An 18,561-nucleotide genomic window follows, 5' to 3' on the forward strand; every position below is an offset into this window, starting at 1 on the left:
ATGGTTACATTCTCTCCAACTCTAGGAGGACCTTCATGAGTGCACATGCGAGATTCGCAATTGTGCTGACCGTTGTATTCCTCGTCATTGCGGCCATGCTCCTCCTTCGCCACGAAATGTATACAGATGAACTCAACCCGTGGCTGTACAACACGCGTAGCCCCTCGCTCCCCGCGATGTTCCGTATCTCATCGGTCGAAGACCAGCCCCGCCTCTGGTACCTCATGCTCTATCCGCTAAGCCGTGTGACCGATTCGCCGTTCGCCATGCAGTGGCTGCATTGGCTCATTGCAGGAGCGGTCGTCTATATCTTCGCCCGATATGCCCCGTTCACCAAAGGGCAGAAGGTCTTGTTTGTATTCGGTCGTATGATGCTATTTGAATTCGGAACGCTTGTACGGTGCTACTTGATCGGCATTCTACTGCTGTTCATCTTCTGCAGCCTTTTTCATGCCCGCCGTTCCAGATTTGTCTGCCTATGCGTGATCCTTGCCCTCCTGGCCAACGCCAATATCGGCGGCCTTACCATCGCCGCCGCCGCGGGATTGGCACTCGCACTCGAGCAGATCGGACCCCGCAGGGATCCCCCTCTTCGCGCCCTGACAACGGTTGTCGGATTTTACGCTCTTTTCCTCGGATGTATCATCGCTGAGGTTCAGTGCTTCCCGGGGTTTTACCTAGGCGGAACCATGAATGGCGCTCTCCGTCTTTATCTGCCCAGGGTCCTTGATCTGCGGAATCTTATCAAAGGCGCTGTGACAGTCGCCGACGGTTTTATTCCCCTCACGAATCAGTATAGCCACCTCTTGCCGTTCGATAAATATCCCGACATTGTGAAAATCATCATCGTCTCATTTATAATGCTATGGGGACTGTTGCTTTTCCTGAGGACACGTACCGCCTTCTTTTTTTGGCTGTTCTCGACCATCGGAATAGCCCTCTTTTTCGCATTAATTCCCGCGCCAGGTAACCACCGACAGTACGGATACCATTATTTTGTTTTTATTGCCGCGATCTGGATGATCCGGAGGGAGGATGACCGACCGTCTCGTTTCCTTCTTTTCGGAAAGCTCACCGACCGTGCCCGGTCTTCCGCCGATCGCATGCTGTACGTCCTTCTCATCATTCAGATCCTCTGCAACATTGACCCTGTATATGCTGATTGGCGGCTCCCATTCTCATGCGGTCGAGCAGCAGCCCGGTATATCAGGGAAACGGGCCGGGAGGATTGGCTGCTTGCGGCGTGTAAAATATTGCCCGCTACATCGGTCGCGGCGTATCTCGGCAGGGATATATATGCCCTCCCCTACGATAGAATCTTCGAAGTTCCTATGGCAATGAAAATGGATGAAGAGGAGGGGGATGAAAGTTTAAGGAAAGACGCCCTGACAAGAGTGCCGGGTCTCCGGGATAAATACGGCAGCGATATTCTGTTTATATTCAACTATTGGCCTCTTAAAGAATCCTTGAGGCAGCAGTATGGCTTGATCGAAGTGGCCCGCTTTGAACATGCGCTCGTGACGAATGAAAACTTCTTTCTCTATACATTCGACTCCGCTGCAGACGCGCGTATGCGCTCAAAGCTCCAAATGATCAGGCGCAATGAAGGCGGCAACGTCCAGGGGGTAACGCCGTAACTGTGGATGCGCACGATATTCATGCCGTGGTTGTCCCTTCAGTTGCACCCGGAATTGCTATAGAGGTTTTACCGGCATCGGGCAAGCGCGAAACAGCGCCATGTGAACGACAGACGGGCAGCGCATTACTCCTTGCGGGCAGATAGGTTATGAAAATATGGTAATGCGGGGAAGAGGAACTGCGCTCTGTCGGATAGCTCTTTGTATATGCTATACTTTCCAACGAGGATTCAACTGCAACGGAGGTGCATATGGCAAACAGGCTGAGCATCTTTTTACTATTAACCAGTGTGGGGCTTATTCTGTTCATTGTTGAGCTTGTGCGGAGAAGGCGGCTCAAGGAAAAGTATAGCGTGCTATGGCTCGTGATGGGCATCGTGATTACAGCAATGATTATATGGCCGCGGTTCGGCATTTTCTTGAAAAATATATGCGGGGTCGAGGCCCTCTCGAACATGGTGTTTCTGGCAGCAATGATTTTTATTGTGGTGATGTGCATTCACTTTTCGATGTGCATTTCCATGCTGACGGAGCAGACGAAGACACTTGCCCAGGAGATAGCACTCCTTAAATGTGGCGGTGGGTCGGGGCGATCGGAGAAAGACCGTTGCTGATGGACGCCGGCAGAAACACAACCATACGCCACGCGGCATTGCACGCGGGAACGGTGCTCTTTTTTATCCTTGCCGCGCTCTACATGACGTATCCCCTGATCATCGGGATGACAAACACGGTGGGGCATCCGTGTCTCGGTTTAGAAGGGGCGTACTGGATCGGGGAGGGATCGAAAATATGGACGCATCCTCACGACCTGTGGGCTGCGACATTCTTTTTCCCGCATCGCGACACCCTCATAACCAACCAGTGGACGCTCGGGATTTATCTTATGGCCGGGCCGGTGTATCTCTTCACGCGCAACGCGATCCTTGCGTCTAATTTTTATCTGCTGCTCGGCTATTTTCTGAACGGCCTCTGCATGTTCTTTCTTACAAGGCATCTTCTTAAGAACACTTACGGGGCTCTTGTCGCCGGCTTCGTGTTTGCCTATTGCCCGTTCAGATTTTCCGCGCCGATGCTCACCGGCATCATGTCGAATTACTGGATATGCCTGTCGCTCCTCTTCCTCCACAGGTTCATGGAATCACGGCGCGAAGGCGCCGGAAGGCCGGTGCGTCTCTCCCGGGATGCGTTATTCGCTGCATTCTTCTTCGGACTGCAATGCATCACCGACCCTTTTACAGGAATATTTTATTCGCTGATGCTGGCGCTCTATCTCGTCAGTCACTTTGCTGCGGGAAGATTGCGCCGTACACCCGATATGCTTCTCAATATCATTGCAGCCGTCGCGATAGTAGCGTGTATGATCTCTCCGCTGTTCTATCCCTATATGGAAATGATAGGTGTGCGAGGGAGCGAAGATATGGCGAGGGGACTTGAGGAATCTCAGATCTTGTCATGTGATCTTATCTCCTATCTCGTGACGCCGCCCACCAATTTCGTATATGGCTGGATACCTCATGTCTATAAGGTGTCGCGGGCACAGTACCTCTTTCCCGGATTTGTCGCCGGTTTTCTTTTTATTGTCGGGCTTGTCCGGAAGAAGGGTTCACATCTTTCAGGAAGTGGCGAAAAGTTATTTTTAATCATCCTCGGCATTCTCGGCATCCTTATCTCCTTCGGCCCCTATATTTCGTGCGGGGGGCAGAGGATATGCCCCGGGCCTTATCTGCTCCTCTATCGCTGGTGCCCCTTATTCAGAAGTCTGCGGGCGATAGGGTGGGCTGCGCAATTGTGGCTCATCCCGTTCGCGATTTTCTGCGGTGGGGGGGCAGTCGCGCTACTCGGGTGCATTTCAGCCCGGCGGATAAGGGCATTGACAGGCGTTTCCATCATTTTGTTTATCCTCATCGAGTATTTCAATAAGAATGCATCAGGTGATTACTTCACTGCGCAAAACTATCATGTGGATTTGCAAGTGCCGCAGGTCTATGAGTGGTTGAAACTGCAGCCAGGGGAGTTTGGGGTGCTGGAACTACCGATGCCAGACAATGACGGCGAGTTTGAAGTATCAGGGAATGAAACCTACTATATGTTCTGGTCTCTTTACCATGGGAAGAGGATCGTCAACGGAGACAGCAGTTTCAGACCGCCCGAGTACTGGCCCTTGATTGACATAATGGCGCATTTCCCCTCAAAAGAATCAATTGCCATCCTGCGGGCGCTGGGTGTGAAATATGTAATTATTCACCCCGACCGCTATGATTATGACGAGTTTGAACATAGAAAGATAGGGGATGGGATAGGGAAGACAGTGGTTGAACGTACCCAGCAGTTGCCGGACGCGCTGAGGTTCGTGGGAGGATTTGGGCATAGCGTTGTCTTTGAACTGCTGGCGAGAGGAACCCCGCCACCGCCCCGGCGGGAAGGTACATGGAGGGAAATCAAGCCGGCGGGTGACTGGAAGTTGACGAGCACGATCAATCAGGATTTATTGCCGCTCATATTTGATAGGAACATGGCGACTGCATGGACTGCCTTCCACGGGTGCAATCTATACAACAACAATAATACGGTGGAAGTTGACATGGGAAAAGTGCTGGAGCTCTCGCGGATGGTACTGTGCTATCGGGGCTTCCGCGAGTTCCCAAGGGGAGTATGGGCACAAGTTTCAGAGGATGGGAAGTCATGGGATACTATTGATGTTCTTCCCTCCTACAGGGATCTTGTTGTCACACTCATCAATGATCCTCATAAGCGAGAATTGGATATGGTGTTTGCCCCGCGCAGGGTGAGGTACATTAGGTTGATTCAGACATTGCCATCTCTGTGGTGGTCTATCAGCGAGCTCCGTCTCTATACGAAAGGTGATAATGCTCGGGAGACAATTGAGGAGGGGGATGCAAAGCCTGCGCAGGTGAAGGCAGGCGTCTCGCGTATGGATTAGTGCCTGTCATGAGCGCCGGGAGATTCGTGCCGGCCAAGTCTGAAATCGTAGAGCAATGTTTTCCCCTCAGGGGAGTCCCATCGCACCGGAAGCCGGTCCTTGTCACTCATTAGATTGACGTAGGCTTTGATAAATTCCTGCTCTTCCGCAATCCAGCATTTGGGGTGATACCGCTTAAAAAGGTAGGTTGATAATCCGCGCGCCCTGATGATTGCCAGCGGCTCCTCGAGTACATTCCCCAAGGAAATGTGAATGAACGGGCAGGCAAGTACGTCACCGTAACAGGTGATATACAGCATTTCATGCACCGCGCCGCAACCCCGGGGGCCAAAATTGCTGTCGAGGTCGCGCATCATGAAGGGATAGGCCTCCCTAAGCTTGTTGTAATAAGCAATATCCTCCGGACGCATCAGAAAATGCTGCGATTTCATCCAATTACCTGCAGGCGCTGCGAAGAGAGTATTGATCACTATCTTTTTCTTGTGTGCGAACTCCAGCAGCTTTTTAAACCCATCTGAATAGAGCGCGGTGCGGGGTAGGGTCATGTTGATGCTCACCGCAAAGCCCATGGATAGCGCCTCCTCGAGGGCACGCATCGCCTTATAATATGTGCCGGGAACTCCGCGGAATCGATCGTGTTCTTCCGGTTTGCCACTGTCCAAACTCACGTTGATCGTATCTACGCCAGCGCGCTTCAGCGATAGCATCCTCTCCCTGGTGAGCAACGTGGCGTTGGTCGCAATAGGGATTCTATTCCAACGCGGGCGGAGGGCCTTGATGATCGTTTCTAGCTCTGGATATAGCAGCGGTTCTCCCCCCTGTATGCTGAACGCAATGCAGCCCAGCCGCATTGACTCGCCGGAAACGCGCGAGTAGTCTTCAACACTCATCGTCGGGCGGCCCCTTCCCCACGCGAGACTGGTAGTGAAGCAGTGCTTGCATTTGAGATTGCAGAGATAGCCGATAGAAAAATCGGTGCCGCGGAGCAGATTGCTGCGGAAAATATAGACGCGGATAGCAGAGTAGAGAAGCCGCATGATATACAGCGGCTTGCGCCATGGCAGGGCTTGCCGCATGAGGATTTGGAATCTGATTATGGCTCGGTGCATTGTTTCGCTAGGTAGTTGTTTTTGAGAAGAGGAGAACCTTTATTCCCCCCCACAGCAGTTTCCCTCGATCAACAGGGAGAAAAGAGTATCTGCCAAATTCCTCTATAAATGACGGGATTTGGTGAGGATACTCAGGCACGTTCATGCTGTGTTTGACCCACTGCTCGATGTGTGATAACAGTTTGACGACAGGAATCGAGTGATCAACTTGCACGATCATGATGTAGCGCCTGCTTAATCGACACAACGCTGCAATGAACGGACGATAATCTTCAAAATGCTCAATGAGTCCATCGCTGAACACCAGGTCGTAAGCGCCCGAATGGGTGAGCAGGTTCTCGTGGCGCACCTTGAGGCCTTGCGCCCTGCACATCGCCACCGCGGCGGGAGAGAAGTCCATACCAACGGCGTTGCCGGTGAGCTCCGAAAGCAATCTTAGCGTGCGCCCGGAACCACAGCCCACGTCAATACAATTGGTAACCTCAAGCCCGTTAAGGAGACGCCGTATCTGCCCGAGTTTCCGCCAGGTGATGTACAACCCGAGGGGGGTATATTTTCCTCCTCGCCCCCAGAACTTCTCCCAGTTGGCATAAATGGATGAATAAGGGTCCATGCTGACGTCTCTGATTTAATAAGATATTATTATAACAGATTCCCGGCTATTATGCATTCGCCACCCGGCCGTCACTTGCTCCTTGTGATGCTCTATAAATTGATGTATCATTAAAATCAATGCATAAGTGCAGCGCAGGTTCGCCATGATTATTCACTGAGTTGCGCATTATGGAGCCCATGTTGTACTGTGGATATCATTACAAAAGCAAAAAAGTTTGTCCGCCTCTCATGCGGGTTGAGGTCGAAGCTTCCAGAAGATGTAAGCATCGAGATTACCACGCGATGCAATCTCATGTGTCCGATGTGCTATCGCTTTCATCTTGGCATTGTCGAGAAAGACATGCCTTTCCCTGTTTATACGAGGATTATTGCCGAGATGCCGGCGAAGCTTCGGAGATTGAGCCTGACAGGGCTGGGCGAGAGCCTTCTCCATCCTGATTTTCCTCGAATGCTCGAGCATGCCAAGGAAGGGTTGCCATGGACAAAGGTAGATATCGCCACGAATGCCATGAGCCTCGATAGGTCTCTGCGCAAGTTGCTAATTGATTCCGGCATATGGATGCTCACCTTTTCTGTTGAGGGCATCGGAGAATATGCAGACGGCATTACCCATCCGGTCAGAGAGACGGCGGTAGAAAATTTTCGGGCGTTTGCAGAAGCAAATGTGAAGGCAGGCAAGCCCGTGAGAACGCGATTGCAAACAGTTATGGTGAATGATTCACAACTCCGCACGATAGTTGATTTTGCGAGGAGTACCAGTGTGGATGTCATCAATTTCGCGAGAATGGATGTCCCTGCCGGGGCTGGAATTGCCCGAAAGCCGGAAGGGGAGATCAGGAGACTGTACACCATGGCGAGGCGCATGTGCCGGAGGGCAGGCATAAGCTATTTTTGCATAAATGACCAAAACATATTCCTCCGCATAGCGACTCGCTATGACAGGGGATGTGTGCTGTACGATAATTACGCGTATATTGACGTGGATGGCAACGTGCTCCCCTGCTGTTTTATGAGAGATTGTTCTTTCGGAAATATAAAGGCTGAATCATTGCCTGTGATCTGGCGCGCTGAGAAGCATCACGCATTTTCTCCGCAGAGGACAGCCGCCTGTCAATCCTGTGACATCTCTAAGTTCCACTATAATCACTAAGGTTCGGCCGCCGGTGGCGATTGATCTTGAGTTTCTCTCGAAATACAGTACCCTATTCATGTATCGCGGTAGGTGTGTAAAAATTTCACGTTGGGCTTGTCATCTTCTCAACCGAGGCAATTGCCTCTTTTAGGCTGTTCCTAAAAACTGGGGATAGTCCAGGCCCGTTTCAGGATTGACACCCCATTTCCCTATACTATAATTTTTACCGCAGCACAGAAGTCCTGTAAATGATCGCGATGGTGCGCATGAGCATTCACCTCTGCAGACTGTCTCATACACGATTACGCGCGTTGCTGTTCGGAATCGTGGTTGGCCTTATCTTGGCCGAGCTGATAAGCCATGCCTACCTGCGCCGCACGCTCGCATGCCAAGCGCAATACCGGGTGCGGTCGCAGGTTTGGGATCCGGAACACCTTCGTTTTGCATTGATTGGCAGTTCCGTTGCCCAAGGGTATCCATATGAATCATACGCCAACCTACTCAGCTACGCCGTTGCCAAACTGTCTGCTGACCGCCCCTTGGTGATCGATAATTACACCGAACCCGGCGCGCCACTGACGGAATCCTTGGCAAACTTCTGCTCGAGGGCTCGATTTCTACCACACCTTCTTGTCATCTGCGCCGGGAATAATGAGTACAGTGGATTTCTCGGGCAAAGGGAGTACCCGACGCCAGTGGTGTCTCCACGTTCACCGCTAGAGCAGTTGATGTCGGCCAGCTCATTCGGCACCCTGCTGCTCCACTGTGATTATATCAGTCACCGACTCCGTTTTCCGGGTGACCACCGACTTCTGTTTGCGCCGGCCCCGCTGCCGCAGTACGAGCGGACATTCACCGCCGATCGCTTCCGACGGCAGGTCAAGTTCCTTCTCGATTATTGTCGGCGCCAGGGGATACCGGCGGTGGTTGTGGTGCTTCCACCGGGCAACCTATGGTTTCCCCCGTCACGATCTTGGTATAAGGGTCCCCCTAGGGACCGCGACCAAGCCGGGCATCAATTCTGGGACGCCATGCGGCATCTCTATGTGGATGGCAACACCAAGGCGGCCCAGGCAGAGCTGACTGATCTCAGCCGGAAATGCAGTTTCGCCCACTTGAGTTATGAGCTGGGCCGGCTCGCCGCCCTTGACGGCGAGATTGGTGCCGCGCGTGCATGGCTGGAACAAGCCAGGGAGCAGGACGCGTATCCGGTGAGTTGCACGGAGGAATTGCGTACCGTTCTTCGCGATGTTGCAGGTGCGGAGGGCGTTCCCGTAGTGGAGATTAGTCGGGTAATGGCGGGTCTCACTGACAACGTGCTGCCGGGCTATGAGCTTTTCTGGGATGCACACCATTTCCGAACCCCGGTGTATGAGGCGTTGGGCAGTGAGCTCGCGATCACTATTCACCAAGCGCTGGCGTCTCGATATACATTAGCGCTATGGTTGAAACGGACCTTAGATTTGCCCACCGTCGCTCACTTGGAGGCGACGACCACCGAAGCAAATTGGTTTGTGGATTTTTCAGTCCGGAGTCCCTACAGGATTCATCATTTCACAATGGCTCGCGAATACTCCGAACAATTACGTCAGGCAGACGCTATGTTTTATGCCGCAGAGGCGGCTCGCCACAATGTCGACTTAGTGTCGCTTGATTTATTGCTGGCCCAAGAAAAAAAGCTCATCACCCGGTTCGCCCAAAATTAGAATGATCTTCTTTTCTCACGAGAATCTGGGGATTTGAATCCTACAATGGTGTATCCCGAAATGGCGGATAACCGATAAAAGTCATCACTGGAAGGTGTTGTCAGATGGGGACTCATTGGGGGAGTCTTGCCTGTCGCCCCAGGCGGGTAAACCGGCAGCTTGCCCGCCTTCGGTGAGGCAGGCTCCGTGCTTCTTCGTTTACCCTGTGGTAAAGCAGTAGAGGCGTATTAGCAAAAATTGGGGATAGTCCAGCGCCGGTACTCATTGATGTGCTGCTATTGCACCGGCGGGCTTTTAGATGGAACAAGTCAACTTATCCATGGATATTGTTGCAGGCAAATGTCTTCGAGAGGCAGAGTTCAGGCATGTTTAACCTGATCTATTCATCAAGTCGAGATCAGAATGATCTTCATACTTGCTAACTCATTGAATTGTAGGGGCTTGATTTATCAAGCCCGTTTTCAACGTGGGTTCGATAAAACTTGTCCTGAGCTTGCCGAAGGATCGAACTCCTACAACAGGGGGATGAATAATTCAGGCTAACGATCTATGTGACGTTCAGTGAGAACAGGCCGATCCTTGAGGCATTGGGGATTGTCGATGAGCTAATCTCCATCAGAAGGAGCGGGGCAGGGGTGTTTCTCTCTGACACAGTAAAGGCGGGAAAGCGATAGAACAAGAAAGAGTCCACAGGACACACATGACAACAGAGAAGAGAAAAGGATCCCACGACGTGAAACAGCAGATCTTTCCACTCTCTCTATTTGAGATGGCAGTGATTGCCGGCTTCTATATGTATGGGATAACACAATGGAGTAGCATACCCCATGTGGCGTTCGATGCATGCCTCTGTGGATCACTGCTGTTGTATTGGTCTGGAAGCCGTACTAAACTTTTGAGGGTACTGCTGTCGCCCCTGTGTGCATTTCCATTATCATATCTCCTTATCCTCGTCTGCCTCTGGAAAAGGTTTACCCCCTCATTGAGCGCTCTTATCTGGCATGACGATGCCCCTAATATTTACTATTCCACGATAGAGGGATTAAGGATTCTGTCTGAGGGGGGAGTGGTTGGATGGAGATCGATAATGCTTGGGGGGTACCCGAGCATTTTTAACAGCAATTCCAACCTCGCATTGTTCTCGTGGCCGTTCATGCTCATCTGGGGCAATCAGACCGGCTTCAATGTCTTCATTTTTAGTACCATGATGATGTTCCCGCTGCTCTGCTACTTCTGTGCGAGGGCGTGGATTCGTTCCTGTCCGAGCGCTTCTGTGTGGGCGCTCTATTTCTCATGCGCATATCTGATCGGATACATGGGTGATTTCTTAGGGAATTGCACATTCGACAACATGATCGCTATCGATCTCTATGTTCTCGCGCTCATGTTCGCGCGAGGCTTCCTGGATATGAAACCGATGAGCGGTTTCTACCTCGCGATCGCGATTGCACTGAGTGGTTACGCGCACCCCGCCTTTTTTGTGCTGTGTCTCTTGACTGTCTGTGCGCTCGTTATAGCGGGTTATAGAAGAATTGCTTACGTGGGCCGCCTGGCAATACTTCTTGTCGTTGTGTTCTTCTGCACGCTGCCGTACGGATGGTTTGTCCTAAATTACACGCGATACTTCGTCGAAAACCAGGACAAGTTCGCTGTTGTCGCGGTTGACACTTCCTTCCATGCGCGTATCACCATGATCATACATGGCTTGAGGGGAATGCTCGATATGCCGGGAAGCCTGGCCCCGGGCATAGTCTTACTTCCGATCTGCGTGTGGCTCCTCATGCAGAGGACAGACAAGGAGATGCGTGCGGCGGCGTGGGCATATCTCCTCCTAATAGCGATTATCGGTGTCGGGATGGAATTCACAGCTATGACCTTTCAGAGGATGCTGCGTGGGATGCCCGTCTTCTGGATTCTGTTCTTATCCGCGCAGACATCTCCAAAAGTGTCAGGGAATGGACGCGGGCGAACCCTGGCATCAAGTTTTTTGTTTTTCATAGTGGCTACATCTCTTGTAATGTCTGTTCCTTCTGCCATTTCCTGGTCAACCCCGCGTCTCAAGAGCCTTGACAGGTACAGTCGCCCTTTCCTGGAAATGATTGAGGGGCTGGGAGGGAATCTGGTGCTCTTCGAGGGGCAAGGTGGATTGAACCATGCAACCGAGACTGCCATGGCGCGGCGGAGCGAAAAGTGGTCCGATGACGTCCATCTTCTCGGTCCGATCGCACTTGCCACCGGAAAAAACTTTTTTTCATGGGATGCGGATGGATTCCATCCCAGCATCTTTCGTTCAAATGCAATCCCGTGTGGGACATATAAGGGCCGTTTCCTCTCCGAATATCCGCCACAGGAGATAAATGCCCTTTTGAAAAAGTGGGGGATCAAGTATCTCGTGTTGTGGAGCAATGAGGCACGGGACTATTTTGGCCGGCAAGGGGGTTCATACAAACGCATATGGAATATTGACACCGGGGAATTGCAGAAAGCAGGTTTTGAGCCGGTGCGGTGGGAAATTTACGAGTTTTTTGATGCCGATCCGAGGAGCGTGGTGGTCGCCTCTGGATCTGGTGAGATTGAAACGAAGGATTATTTCACGAAGATTCTGCGTCTCCGGGGCGTGAAAAAGGGCGAGAAAGTGATCGTGCGCATGAATTATTTCCCGGCCTGGAGGGCGTTCTGGGAAGGGCATGATGTGGACTTGTTCAATGAGGATGGGCAACTGGCGATGCAATGCCCGGCGGACGGGAATATGATTATCCGTTTATACTTCCCCAGGTACACAGTATTAACCATAATGGCGGTGCTGTCGCTCGCGGCATGTTTCTTCTTAGCGAAGAGGGGATATGTGTAGGGGTGTTAGATTTGAGAGAGAAGCAGGGCTCAATGTGCTTGCTATCCTTCCTCTGGTCATATGGGATATCCTCTCGCGGCGTGGGGTGCTGTAGTTCTCACTCCCCTTGAAAGGTGAAATGATGGGGTGGTGCGCATGGTGACTTGGAACTATCGACACATGGAACCTGCCTGCCTGGAAACCTCGGGGAGAAATGCACGGAACCATCAACCCGATATGACCGCCTATCCAGAAGAAGCATTCGTAACACGCATCTGCACGATGGTACTCCTCCCCCTCTTCTTTTACCTTGCATGTTTCAGTGCCCTGACCTATCCTCTCATCACCCGTGTCGCAACACACTATATCTCCGATTCCGGGGACTGGTGCATGGATGCGCCTCAGAATATATGGAACATGTGGTGGGTCAATAAGGCGGTGACAGAACTCCACCAGCCTGTGTGGCAGACAAATTACCTGCACTATCCACATGGCAGCACGCTCCTCGGTCACACGCTTAATCCTTTCAATGGGTTTGCGGGTATTATCCTCCAGAGATTTATGACCCTCCCGCAGGCCTATAACACGATGGTCATATTCAGTTTTATCGTGGGGGGGTGGGCGGCGTTCTATCTCGCCTACCTATTCTCACGCTCCTACGCCGGCAGCCTGCTCGCGGGGTACATCTTCACCTTTTCACCCTTCCACTTCGCGCACGCCCTGGGGCACCTCCAGCTCGTCTCTCTCGAGTGGATCCCCCTCTTCATCGCGGCCTTCTATCTCTTTCTGGACAGGCCTACTGTGATCAGAGCGGCTGCGTCGGCATTGCTGCTCTTCCTCATCATCCTGTGCGACTACTATTATGCCTTCTATTCAATGGTGACGGCCGTCATCATCGCGGGGTACTGGATGTGGATGAAGAGAGACTTTCTCCTCCTGGTCAGGAGGGAGTACCGCAGGCCGATGGCGGTGTTTGCAGCCCTCGGCCTCGTCACCACAGGGGCGCTCGTAGGGTTTTTTATTCTTGCCCACCGCAGCGACCCGTTCACCGGCGGTCACTCGGTCGAGGAGAATTCGATGAACCTCTCGTCTCTTGTTATTTACGGGGGACATTGGCGTTTCAGGGAATTAACGCGCCGCTTCTGGGAGGGGCTCCCCCCAAACCCCGTTGAGACGAGCGTGTATCTCGGGTTTTCGGTGATCGCCGTACTGGTGTACGCGTGGGTGAAGAGAAGGAAGATAGCGGCGCATGGACTGGGTCTCTGGTATTTCATTCTTCTCTTCTTTGTGATTCTGGCGCTCGGGCCCGTGATGCGCATCGGAGGCAGTGCGCTCACGTGGTTCCCTCTCCCGTACAGTGCTCTCACATACATGTTCCCTCTCCTGAATCTTTCAGGATGCGCCATGCGCATGATGGTTATGGTATACCTCTCCGCCGGCGTCATTGCCGCCATGGCGTACCCTCTTCTGCGCCGCGGGCTTCTTGGGAGTAAAATGGTTCTTGCCGTCTTCGTCATCCTCTTAGTTCTTGAGTACCTGCCGTATCCACTGTCCGCGCAGCGGGCGAGGGTTCCCGCCTATGTCCAGGTGTTCAGGGCCCTCCCCCCCGGCGCGGTAGCGGACTGTCTTAACGATAAATACAGTGCGCACTACTATCAAACACTGTACGAAAGACCGCGCGTCGCAGGTTACCTCTCGCGCTATCCTGCGAGTGTGGAGCGAAAATATACTGAAATTGACGAGGTGATGATGATGGATATTCCCCGATATTCAAAAAAGTTATATGACGAGTACAAGCTGCGCTATATCCTCACGAAACCGGATTATCCACCCAATCCGAAATTAAAGCTGCTCTATACCGATGCGGAGTGTAGGATCTATGAACTCCAGCCGTGAGGTGCTATGAGAGCGATGTTGGTTAAAAAAGCGGCATATGCATTCGTCCTCTTCTATTTCCTCTATCTGGTAGCTCATATTGCATTTGATAAAAGCGATGACTACCAGTGGGACTTTAGGTCAAATTGCAATGCTGCGAAGGCCTACGTCAGCGGATTAAATCCGTATTCGGGTACGTACTTACAATTCAATCGCGCCTATCCGTATCCCCCTCACACATTGTGGTTTTACAAGCTATTCACATTAGTAAACTGGAATACGGCGTTCTATCTTTTCTTGTTTTTGAAAGCTGCATTACTGGGATGGCTCATCTACCTCTGGCGCTCCAGGTTTATTGGAGAGGAGTGTGATGCCCTCTTCTTCTTATTTTGCATAGTGGCATACAACAGTCCTCTTTGTACAGACCTGTGGGTTGGCAATAATACGGTGATAGAGCAGTGTGTCCTCTGGTCTGCCTTCTCCTTTTACCTTCGGAGGAAGCTCGTGCCCTTCTGCGCCCTGGTTGTGCTCCTGGCAGCATGGAGAATTACCGAGGCCTATTTTCTCATTCTTGTGCTATTTTCTACCGACAAGAAAAGATATTTATACATGGTCGGTTCCTGTGTGGCGCTCGCGGGTATTTTATTGCTCTCGTTTCTCAAGAATCCGCAATTGTATGCGTCATCCGTGAATGGGATTATGAACCTCGCATTTATTAAGCAACATGGGGGTTTAGAGTGTCCGTCCTCATACTACTTTCTGCGAAGCTTATTTGATTTGCTGGCCAAAAAGACTGGGCTTGTGGTGCCGAGTCATATTACGTGGGGCTGCTATATCGGCATAGCCGTAATTGTTATTTCTCTGACGTATCAGGCGTGTGTCAGAGTGAGCGCGGCCCGATCAAAATCGGATGTACAGAAAATACTTGTATATCTCAATTGTTTTGCATATGTACTCGTTCTTCCTTACATCTCAGATTACTGGTACGCTCTCCTTATCGTACCTACGTATTACGTGATGAAGAGAGCTACTCGGTTGAGTACCTACATTCTCCTGTTCATTCTGGCGAGCCTCTCAAAAGAGGGCAAATTTTTCTACGATGATGTGGTTGGACTCATGTGGAACTATTACCCGTTGCTTATTGCGTATGCGATGTGGGGAATATTCCTCGGCATACTTTGGGGGGACAACGCGCGCGCATATGACAGGGTACCAGAGGCGACACGATGAAAGTTGAAGGTGGAGGTGCTACCTTATAATCTTGTCTTGCGCAGAATTATATGCGTTCCTCTGTAGATGCCTGTTTCTTTCGCAAAAGAAAAGATGTCAGGTTGGGGAGGAGGCTCAGGATGACCCAGAGGTATGAAGGGTTGCACAGTGTCTCTTTCATTGCCCTCAAGATGAACCGTGGACGGAAGTAAAATTCCCTGAAGGCCTTTTTGATCCATCGGGCGTGATCGAAACCGGCTATTTTCAGCTTCCCGCCCTCTGAAGAGAGCCACGTGGAAAAGGATGTCAGCTCGCCGCGGTAATGTTCCGGATGCCACCAGTTTTCCTGCACCGTGTGATCCCTGAGGCCTTGAGTGTAAATTGCAGTGCCCGGATATGCGGTCGTGAAGAAAAAAACCGCAATGTCGGGATTCAACTTCTTTGCAAGGTCGATAGTCTGCTGTGCGGTTTCCTGCGTCTCACCCGGGTTGCCGAGCATGAAGGCGGCATACGTTTTAATGCCGGCCTCATGTGTCATCCTGAAGGCCTCAATGATCTGGCCGACCGTGGTCCCCTTCTGAAGGTTGTCGAGTATCGTCTGAGAACCGGACTCGGCCCCGTACAGTATCATGCTGCAGCCCGCCTTTTTCATTTCACCCAGCAGTTCTCGATCCACACAGTCAACCCGGCTGTTGCACCGCCAGGACATCTTGAGATTAGCCCGCTGAATTTCTTCCATGAGGTGCATGCTATGCGCGCGATTCAGAGTAAACGTGCTATCCTTGAATGAAAAATGTCGTATGCCATGATCCTGCACAATAGATCTGATCTCGTCAACGATCAAGGCAGGTGTTCGGAGTCTCAATTTCTTCCCCTGGCTTATGTAGGCGTCGCAGTACGAGCAGTGGTACGGACACCCCCGGCTTACGATCATGGAGGCTACATTCTTCCCCGGTAGATAGGGCATGGAATAGGAAATCATATCGAGCATCCGGTAACTCAGCGGGTTCAGCTCGTCAATGTCGGGAATAAAAGCTCTGTGTCTGTTCTTTTGGATTTTACCCGTGCCGTCTCTGTAGATCAGTCCCTCGACAAGAGGCCAGTGATGATTATCCGGTTTTAAGCACAATTCCCACAGCGGGTATTCCCCCTCGCCGTAGATGACGAAATCGAGCTCGGGGCAGATGGTGAGGCTCTCTTCCATGGTGGCATTGGCATGGGCGCCGCCGAGACAGGTTTTGATATTTTTTTCGAGCGACTTGATTTGCCGCGCGATGGTGAGGGCTACGGGAAGCTGTGGCGTCATCGCGCTTATTCCGATCAAATCTGGAGCTGAAGCGGCAATCCGCTGAACGATCTCATCTACTGTCAGGCCCTTGATTTCGCCGTCGATCACGCCTGTCTCGATGCCGCGCCTCTGGAGAAACGTCGCCAGGTAGAGCGCGCCAAGCGGCTGGAGGCCGTAGCGTGGTTTCTGGCCGGGAATAAGCGGGGGATAGACGAGTTGGACTTTCATTGCGCGTTATGTGTCTCCTCGTCCGCGGTGATCTTCCGGCACCAGAGGATGCGGCGGAGACATATCCAGCGCCTTATTATTTCGGGAAGCAGGTTCTCGATCCACTCGCCGGTTCGCGTGATCCAGCGCGGGCCATAGGGGATGAGCACCGTGCTCTCTTCACGATCGATTTTAAAACCGGATTCCGCGAGGGATGACATGAGCTCTTTCCTGGGGATGAAACGGTGCGGGCCCTCGCCGTGGTGTAATCCCGTCGCCGCCGCGAACGTATGGAGCGGGTCCCAGAGCACATTCGGTGTTGTGAGCAGAAGTCCCCCCCCGGGTTTGAGAACACGGCTGAGTTCGGAAAGGAACTCATGATAGGCGAAGATGTGTTCGATGGTTTCGAATGAGACAATGTGGTCAAACAGAGCGTCATCGAACGGCAGGCGCATATCACGCCAGAGAAGCACCTGGTAGGTCATTCCTTCCCGCGAGAGTCTGTCCCTGCAGATGGAGACCATTGAAGCGGAGGGATCGAGGCCGGTCATTCGTATTCTCTTCCTCTTGCCGAAGTAGAGCGTCCCGTTGCCGGTGCGGCATGCGATGTCGAGTATGCGATCGCCTTCCCTGATCTCACCGGCGCACACGCGATATCCGTCCGAAAACCGCCGCCCGTAGGAGTAGGTTTTTACATTGATCTCATCGTAGTCCTCTGTTGCATCCCAGTGCCGTCCCACATCATCGAGCGACCAGTAGCGATTCCCTTTGCCCCCGAGCCGCTTCTTGCTCCGCCCCCTGAATCCCCTCGCCAGCCAGCCCAGGGCGGTCAGGGGGAGGAGGCCGAGCATAATCCGCGCGGGGCGGCTCCTCCCGATGTGGAGTGTGACGAAGAAGAGGGCAGCAGAGATTTTTTCTGGCATCGAGAGTGGGAGATGTGGCAAATTGAATGCGGGAGTAGTGGGGGAGAGACTCAGCCGGACCGAGATCGCGCGTTTCTTGTACTGGATGAGGTGCGCGTGTGAGCGATAGAGCTGCGCGGAGGTCAGATCCTTGATTTGCAATGAGCTTCCTGCTGCTTGCAAAAGCTCCTTTCCTTTTTCTGTACGCACGATGATTGAGGAATATCCACGCTCCGCATCGTTGTCAGGCCAGTAGTCTCCGATCGAGATGTCGGCGAGTTCGGCGAAGAGGTCAGGGCAAACAGCGCAGCGCGGAGGGAGATGAGTGAGATGGAGAAAGTTGTAGCTTTGTTTGGGGATAGAGAGGATTTTCCCATCCCTTGTCGAAACCGTGAAGCTGCCCGGCCACTCCCCCCCCCGGTAGCTGAGTGAGGAGACCTTGTGGGGATCGATACCCAGTTTCTTGAGGAGGAAAGGGGTCGCCTCCGGTGTGAGGTTAAAGCCGCAGAAGAGTCCGATGGTGTGGGTGATCGGTGAGGCCGTCATGGCTCCTGACTGCTGCAATTTTCGAATGCCGTGAATGTGACAGGGAAGTCCGACAAGCGCAAGCGGGCCTCGCAGGTTTCCCGTTTCGGCGAGTGCACTGTTGATGGGAAGGAGGGTGTACTTTGACCCCGCAGCACCCGATATTTCCCCGACCGTCCTCGCAATCCTGATCTCCGGCTGGAATGGCCGCGCTTCCGACATGGCGCAGACGATGGCTCCCTGAATGAGATTGCTCCCCAGAGCGGAACAGAGAATCTCCGTCACGGCGCCGCCGGAAGAAAATGCGCCTGTGAGGGCACGACTGTCGGAACGGCCGATATACATGGCCCGGAAGCATCCGAAGTAGGGGTCGGGCACATGATCCGGGAACAAGCGATGATTCATCTCTTTGAAGTCAACGGCGATGCCGGGGCACGCTAGATAGCACGCGCCGCAATGATCGCACTCTTCGACGAGCTTCACATGACCCTCGATGTAACCAAGAGCCCTGTGGGGACATGCAGCGATGCAGGTGCCGCAGCTGTGGCAGAGAGCCTGAGGGATATCCAGGAAACTGGGCAT

The 18,561-nt window shown here is 52.5% G+C and carries 12 protein-coding genes; 8 read left to right on the top strand and 4 right to left on the bottom strand.

Annotation, left to right across the window (positions count from 1 at the left end; genetic code table 11):
• Nucleotides 1-35 precede the first annotated feature (35 nt).
• The 3 genes from NTX71_10500 to NTX71_10510 all read left to right on the top strand — a co-directional run bounded on the left by NTX71_10500 (nucleotide 36) and on the right by NTX71_10510 (nucleotide 4,581).
• Nucleotides 36-1,637: a hypothetical protein gene (locus tag NTX71_10500; GenBank protein MCX6340325.1), complete on the top strand. Its 1,602-nt coding sequence runs from the start codon at nucleotides 36-38 to the stop codon at nucleotides 1,635-1,637.
• 251 nt (nucleotides 1,638-1,888) lie between these two features.
• Nucleotides 1,889-2,251 (top strand): DUF2304 domain-containing protein, encoded by a 363-nt coding sequence (locus NTX71_10505; GenBank protein ID MCX6340326.1) that lies wholly within the window; start codon nucleotides 1,889-1,891, stop codon nucleotides 2,249-2,251.
• Entirely contained in the window at nucleotides 2,209-4,581 is a 2,373-nt protein-coding gene (locus NTX71_10510) for a discoidin domain-containing protein (GenBank protein MCX6340327.1), read from the top strand. Before NTX71_10505 ends, NTX71_10510 begins: the two co-directional genes overlap by 43 nt.
• On the opposite strand, the gene NTX71_10515 is transcribed toward NTX71_10510, so the two are convergent.
• On the bottom strand, nucleotides 4,578-5,690 hold the full coding sequence (locus tag NTX71_10515) for a radical SAM protein (GenBank protein MCX6340328.1): 1,113 nt from the start codon (nucleotides 5,688-5,690) through the stop codon (nucleotides 4,578-4,580). The genes NTX71_10510 and NTX71_10515 overlap by 4 nt on opposite strands.
• A gap of 7 nt (nucleotides 5,691-5,697) precedes the next feature.
• On the bottom strand, nucleotides 5,698-6,303 hold the full coding sequence (locus NTX71_10520) for a class I SAM-dependent methyltransferase (GenBank protein MCX6340329.1): 606 nt from the start codon (nucleotides 6,301-6,303) through the stop codon (nucleotides 5,698-5,700).
• A 189-nt stretch (nucleotides 6,304-6,492) separates the two neighbouring features.
• On the opposite strand from NTX71_10520, the gene NTX71_10525 reads away from it, so the two are divergent.
• From NTX71_10525 to NTX71_10545, 5 genes are all read left to right on the top strand, one after another.
• Nucleotides 6,493-7,455: a radical SAM protein gene (locus NTX71_10525; protein MCX6340330.1), complete on the top strand. Its 963-nt coding sequence runs from the start codon at nucleotides 6,493-6,495 to the stop codon at nucleotides 7,453-7,455.
• Between the two features lie 230 nt (nucleotides 7,456-7,685).
• Nucleotides 7,686-9,143, top strand: coding sequence for a hypothetical protein (locus tag NTX71_10530; protein MCX6340331.1), 1,458 nt, complete (start codon nucleotides 7,686-7,688; stop codon nucleotides 9,141-9,143).
• A gap of 1,087 nt (nucleotides 9,144-10,230) precedes the next feature.
• A complete protein-coding gene (locus NTX71_10535) occupies nucleotides 10,231-11,994 on the top strand; it encodes a hypothetical protein (GenBank protein ID MCX6340332.1) in 1,764 nt (587 codons plus the stop codon).
• Between the two features lie 135 nt (nucleotides 11,995-12,129).
• Entirely contained in the window at nucleotides 12,130-13,869 is a 1,740-nt protein-coding gene (locus NTX71_10540; GenBank protein ID MCX6340333.1) for a hypothetical protein, read from the top strand.
• A 6-nt stretch (nucleotides 13,870-13,875) separates the two neighbouring features.
• The gene (locus NTX71_10545; protein MCX6340334.1) at nucleotides 13,876-15,078 is read left to right on the top strand and encodes a glycosyltransferase 87 family protein; all 1,203 of its coding nucleotides are present in this window, start codon (nucleotides 13,876-13,878) and stop codon (nucleotides 15,076-15,078) included.
• A gap of 46 nt (nucleotides 15,079-15,124) precedes the next feature.
• Here the strand turns inward: NTX71_10545 and NTX71_10550 are convergent, their stop codons facing one another.
• Together NTX71_10550 and NTX71_10555 are read right to left on the bottom strand one after the other, a co-directional pair.
• Nucleotides 15,125-16,573, bottom strand: a complete 1,449-nt coding sequence (locus NTX71_10550) for a radical SAM protein (protein ID MCX6340335.1) — start codon at nucleotides 16,571-16,573, stop codon at nucleotides 15,125-15,127.
• A complete protein-coding gene (locus tag NTX71_10555; GenBank protein ID MCX6340336.1) occupies nucleotides 16,570-18,561 on the bottom strand; it encodes a Coenzyme F420 hydrogenase/dehydrogenase, beta subunit C-terminal domain in 1,992 nt (663 codons plus the stop codon). Before NTX71_10555 ends, NTX71_10550 begins: the two co-directional genes overlap by 4 nt.

The sequence above is a fragment of the Candidatus Auribacterota bacterium genome (assembly GCA_026392035.1).
GTDB lineage: Bacteria > Auribacterota > Tritonobacteria > UBA1439 > UBA1439 > JAPLCX01.

Bases quoted from the DNA above. Each gene is read 5' to 3' on its own strand.
- NTX71_10555 (MCX6340336.1), bottom strand. From the start codon at position 18,561: ATGCCCAGTTTCCTGGATATCCCTCAGGCTCTCTGCCACAGCTGCGGC.
- NTX71_10520 (MCX6340329.1), bottom strand. From the start codon at position 6,303: ATGGACCCTTATTCATCCATTTATGCCAACTGGGAGAAGTTCTGGGGG.
- NTX71_10510 (MCX6340327.1), top strand. From the start codon at position 2,209: ATGTGGCGGTGGGTCGGGGCGATCGGAGAAAGACCGTTGCTGATGGAC.
- NTX71_10505 (MCX6340326.1), top strand. From the start codon at position 1,889: ATGGCAAACAGGCTGAGCATCTTTTTACTATTAACCAGTGTGGGGCTT.
- NTX71_10550 (MCX6340335.1), bottom strand. From the start codon at position 16,573: ATGAAAGTCCAACTCGTCTATCCCCCGCTTATTCCCGGCCAGAAACCA.
- NTX71_10500 (MCX6340325.1), top strand. From the start codon at position 36: ATGAGTGCACATGCGAGATTCGCAATTGTGCTGACCGTTGTATTCCTC.
- NTX71_10535 (MCX6340332.1), top strand. From the start codon at position 10,231: ATGCTTGGGGGGTACCCGAGCATTTTTAACAGCAATTCCAACCTCGCA.
- NTX71_10540 (MCX6340333.1), top strand. From the start codon at position 12,130: ATGGTGACTTGGAACTATCGACACATGGAACCTGCCTGCCTGGAAACC.
- NTX71_10530 (MCX6340331.1), top strand. From the start codon at position 7,686: ATGATCGCGATGGTGCGCATGAGCATTCACCTCTGCAGACTGTCTCAT.
- NTX71_10515 (MCX6340328.1), bottom strand. From the start codon at position 5,690: ATGCACCGAGCCATAATCAGATTCCAAATCCTCATGCGGCAAGCCCTG.
- NTX71_10545 (MCX6340334.1), top strand. From the start codon at position 13,876: ATGAGAGCGATGTTGGTTAAAAAAGCGGCATATGCATTCGTCCTCTTC.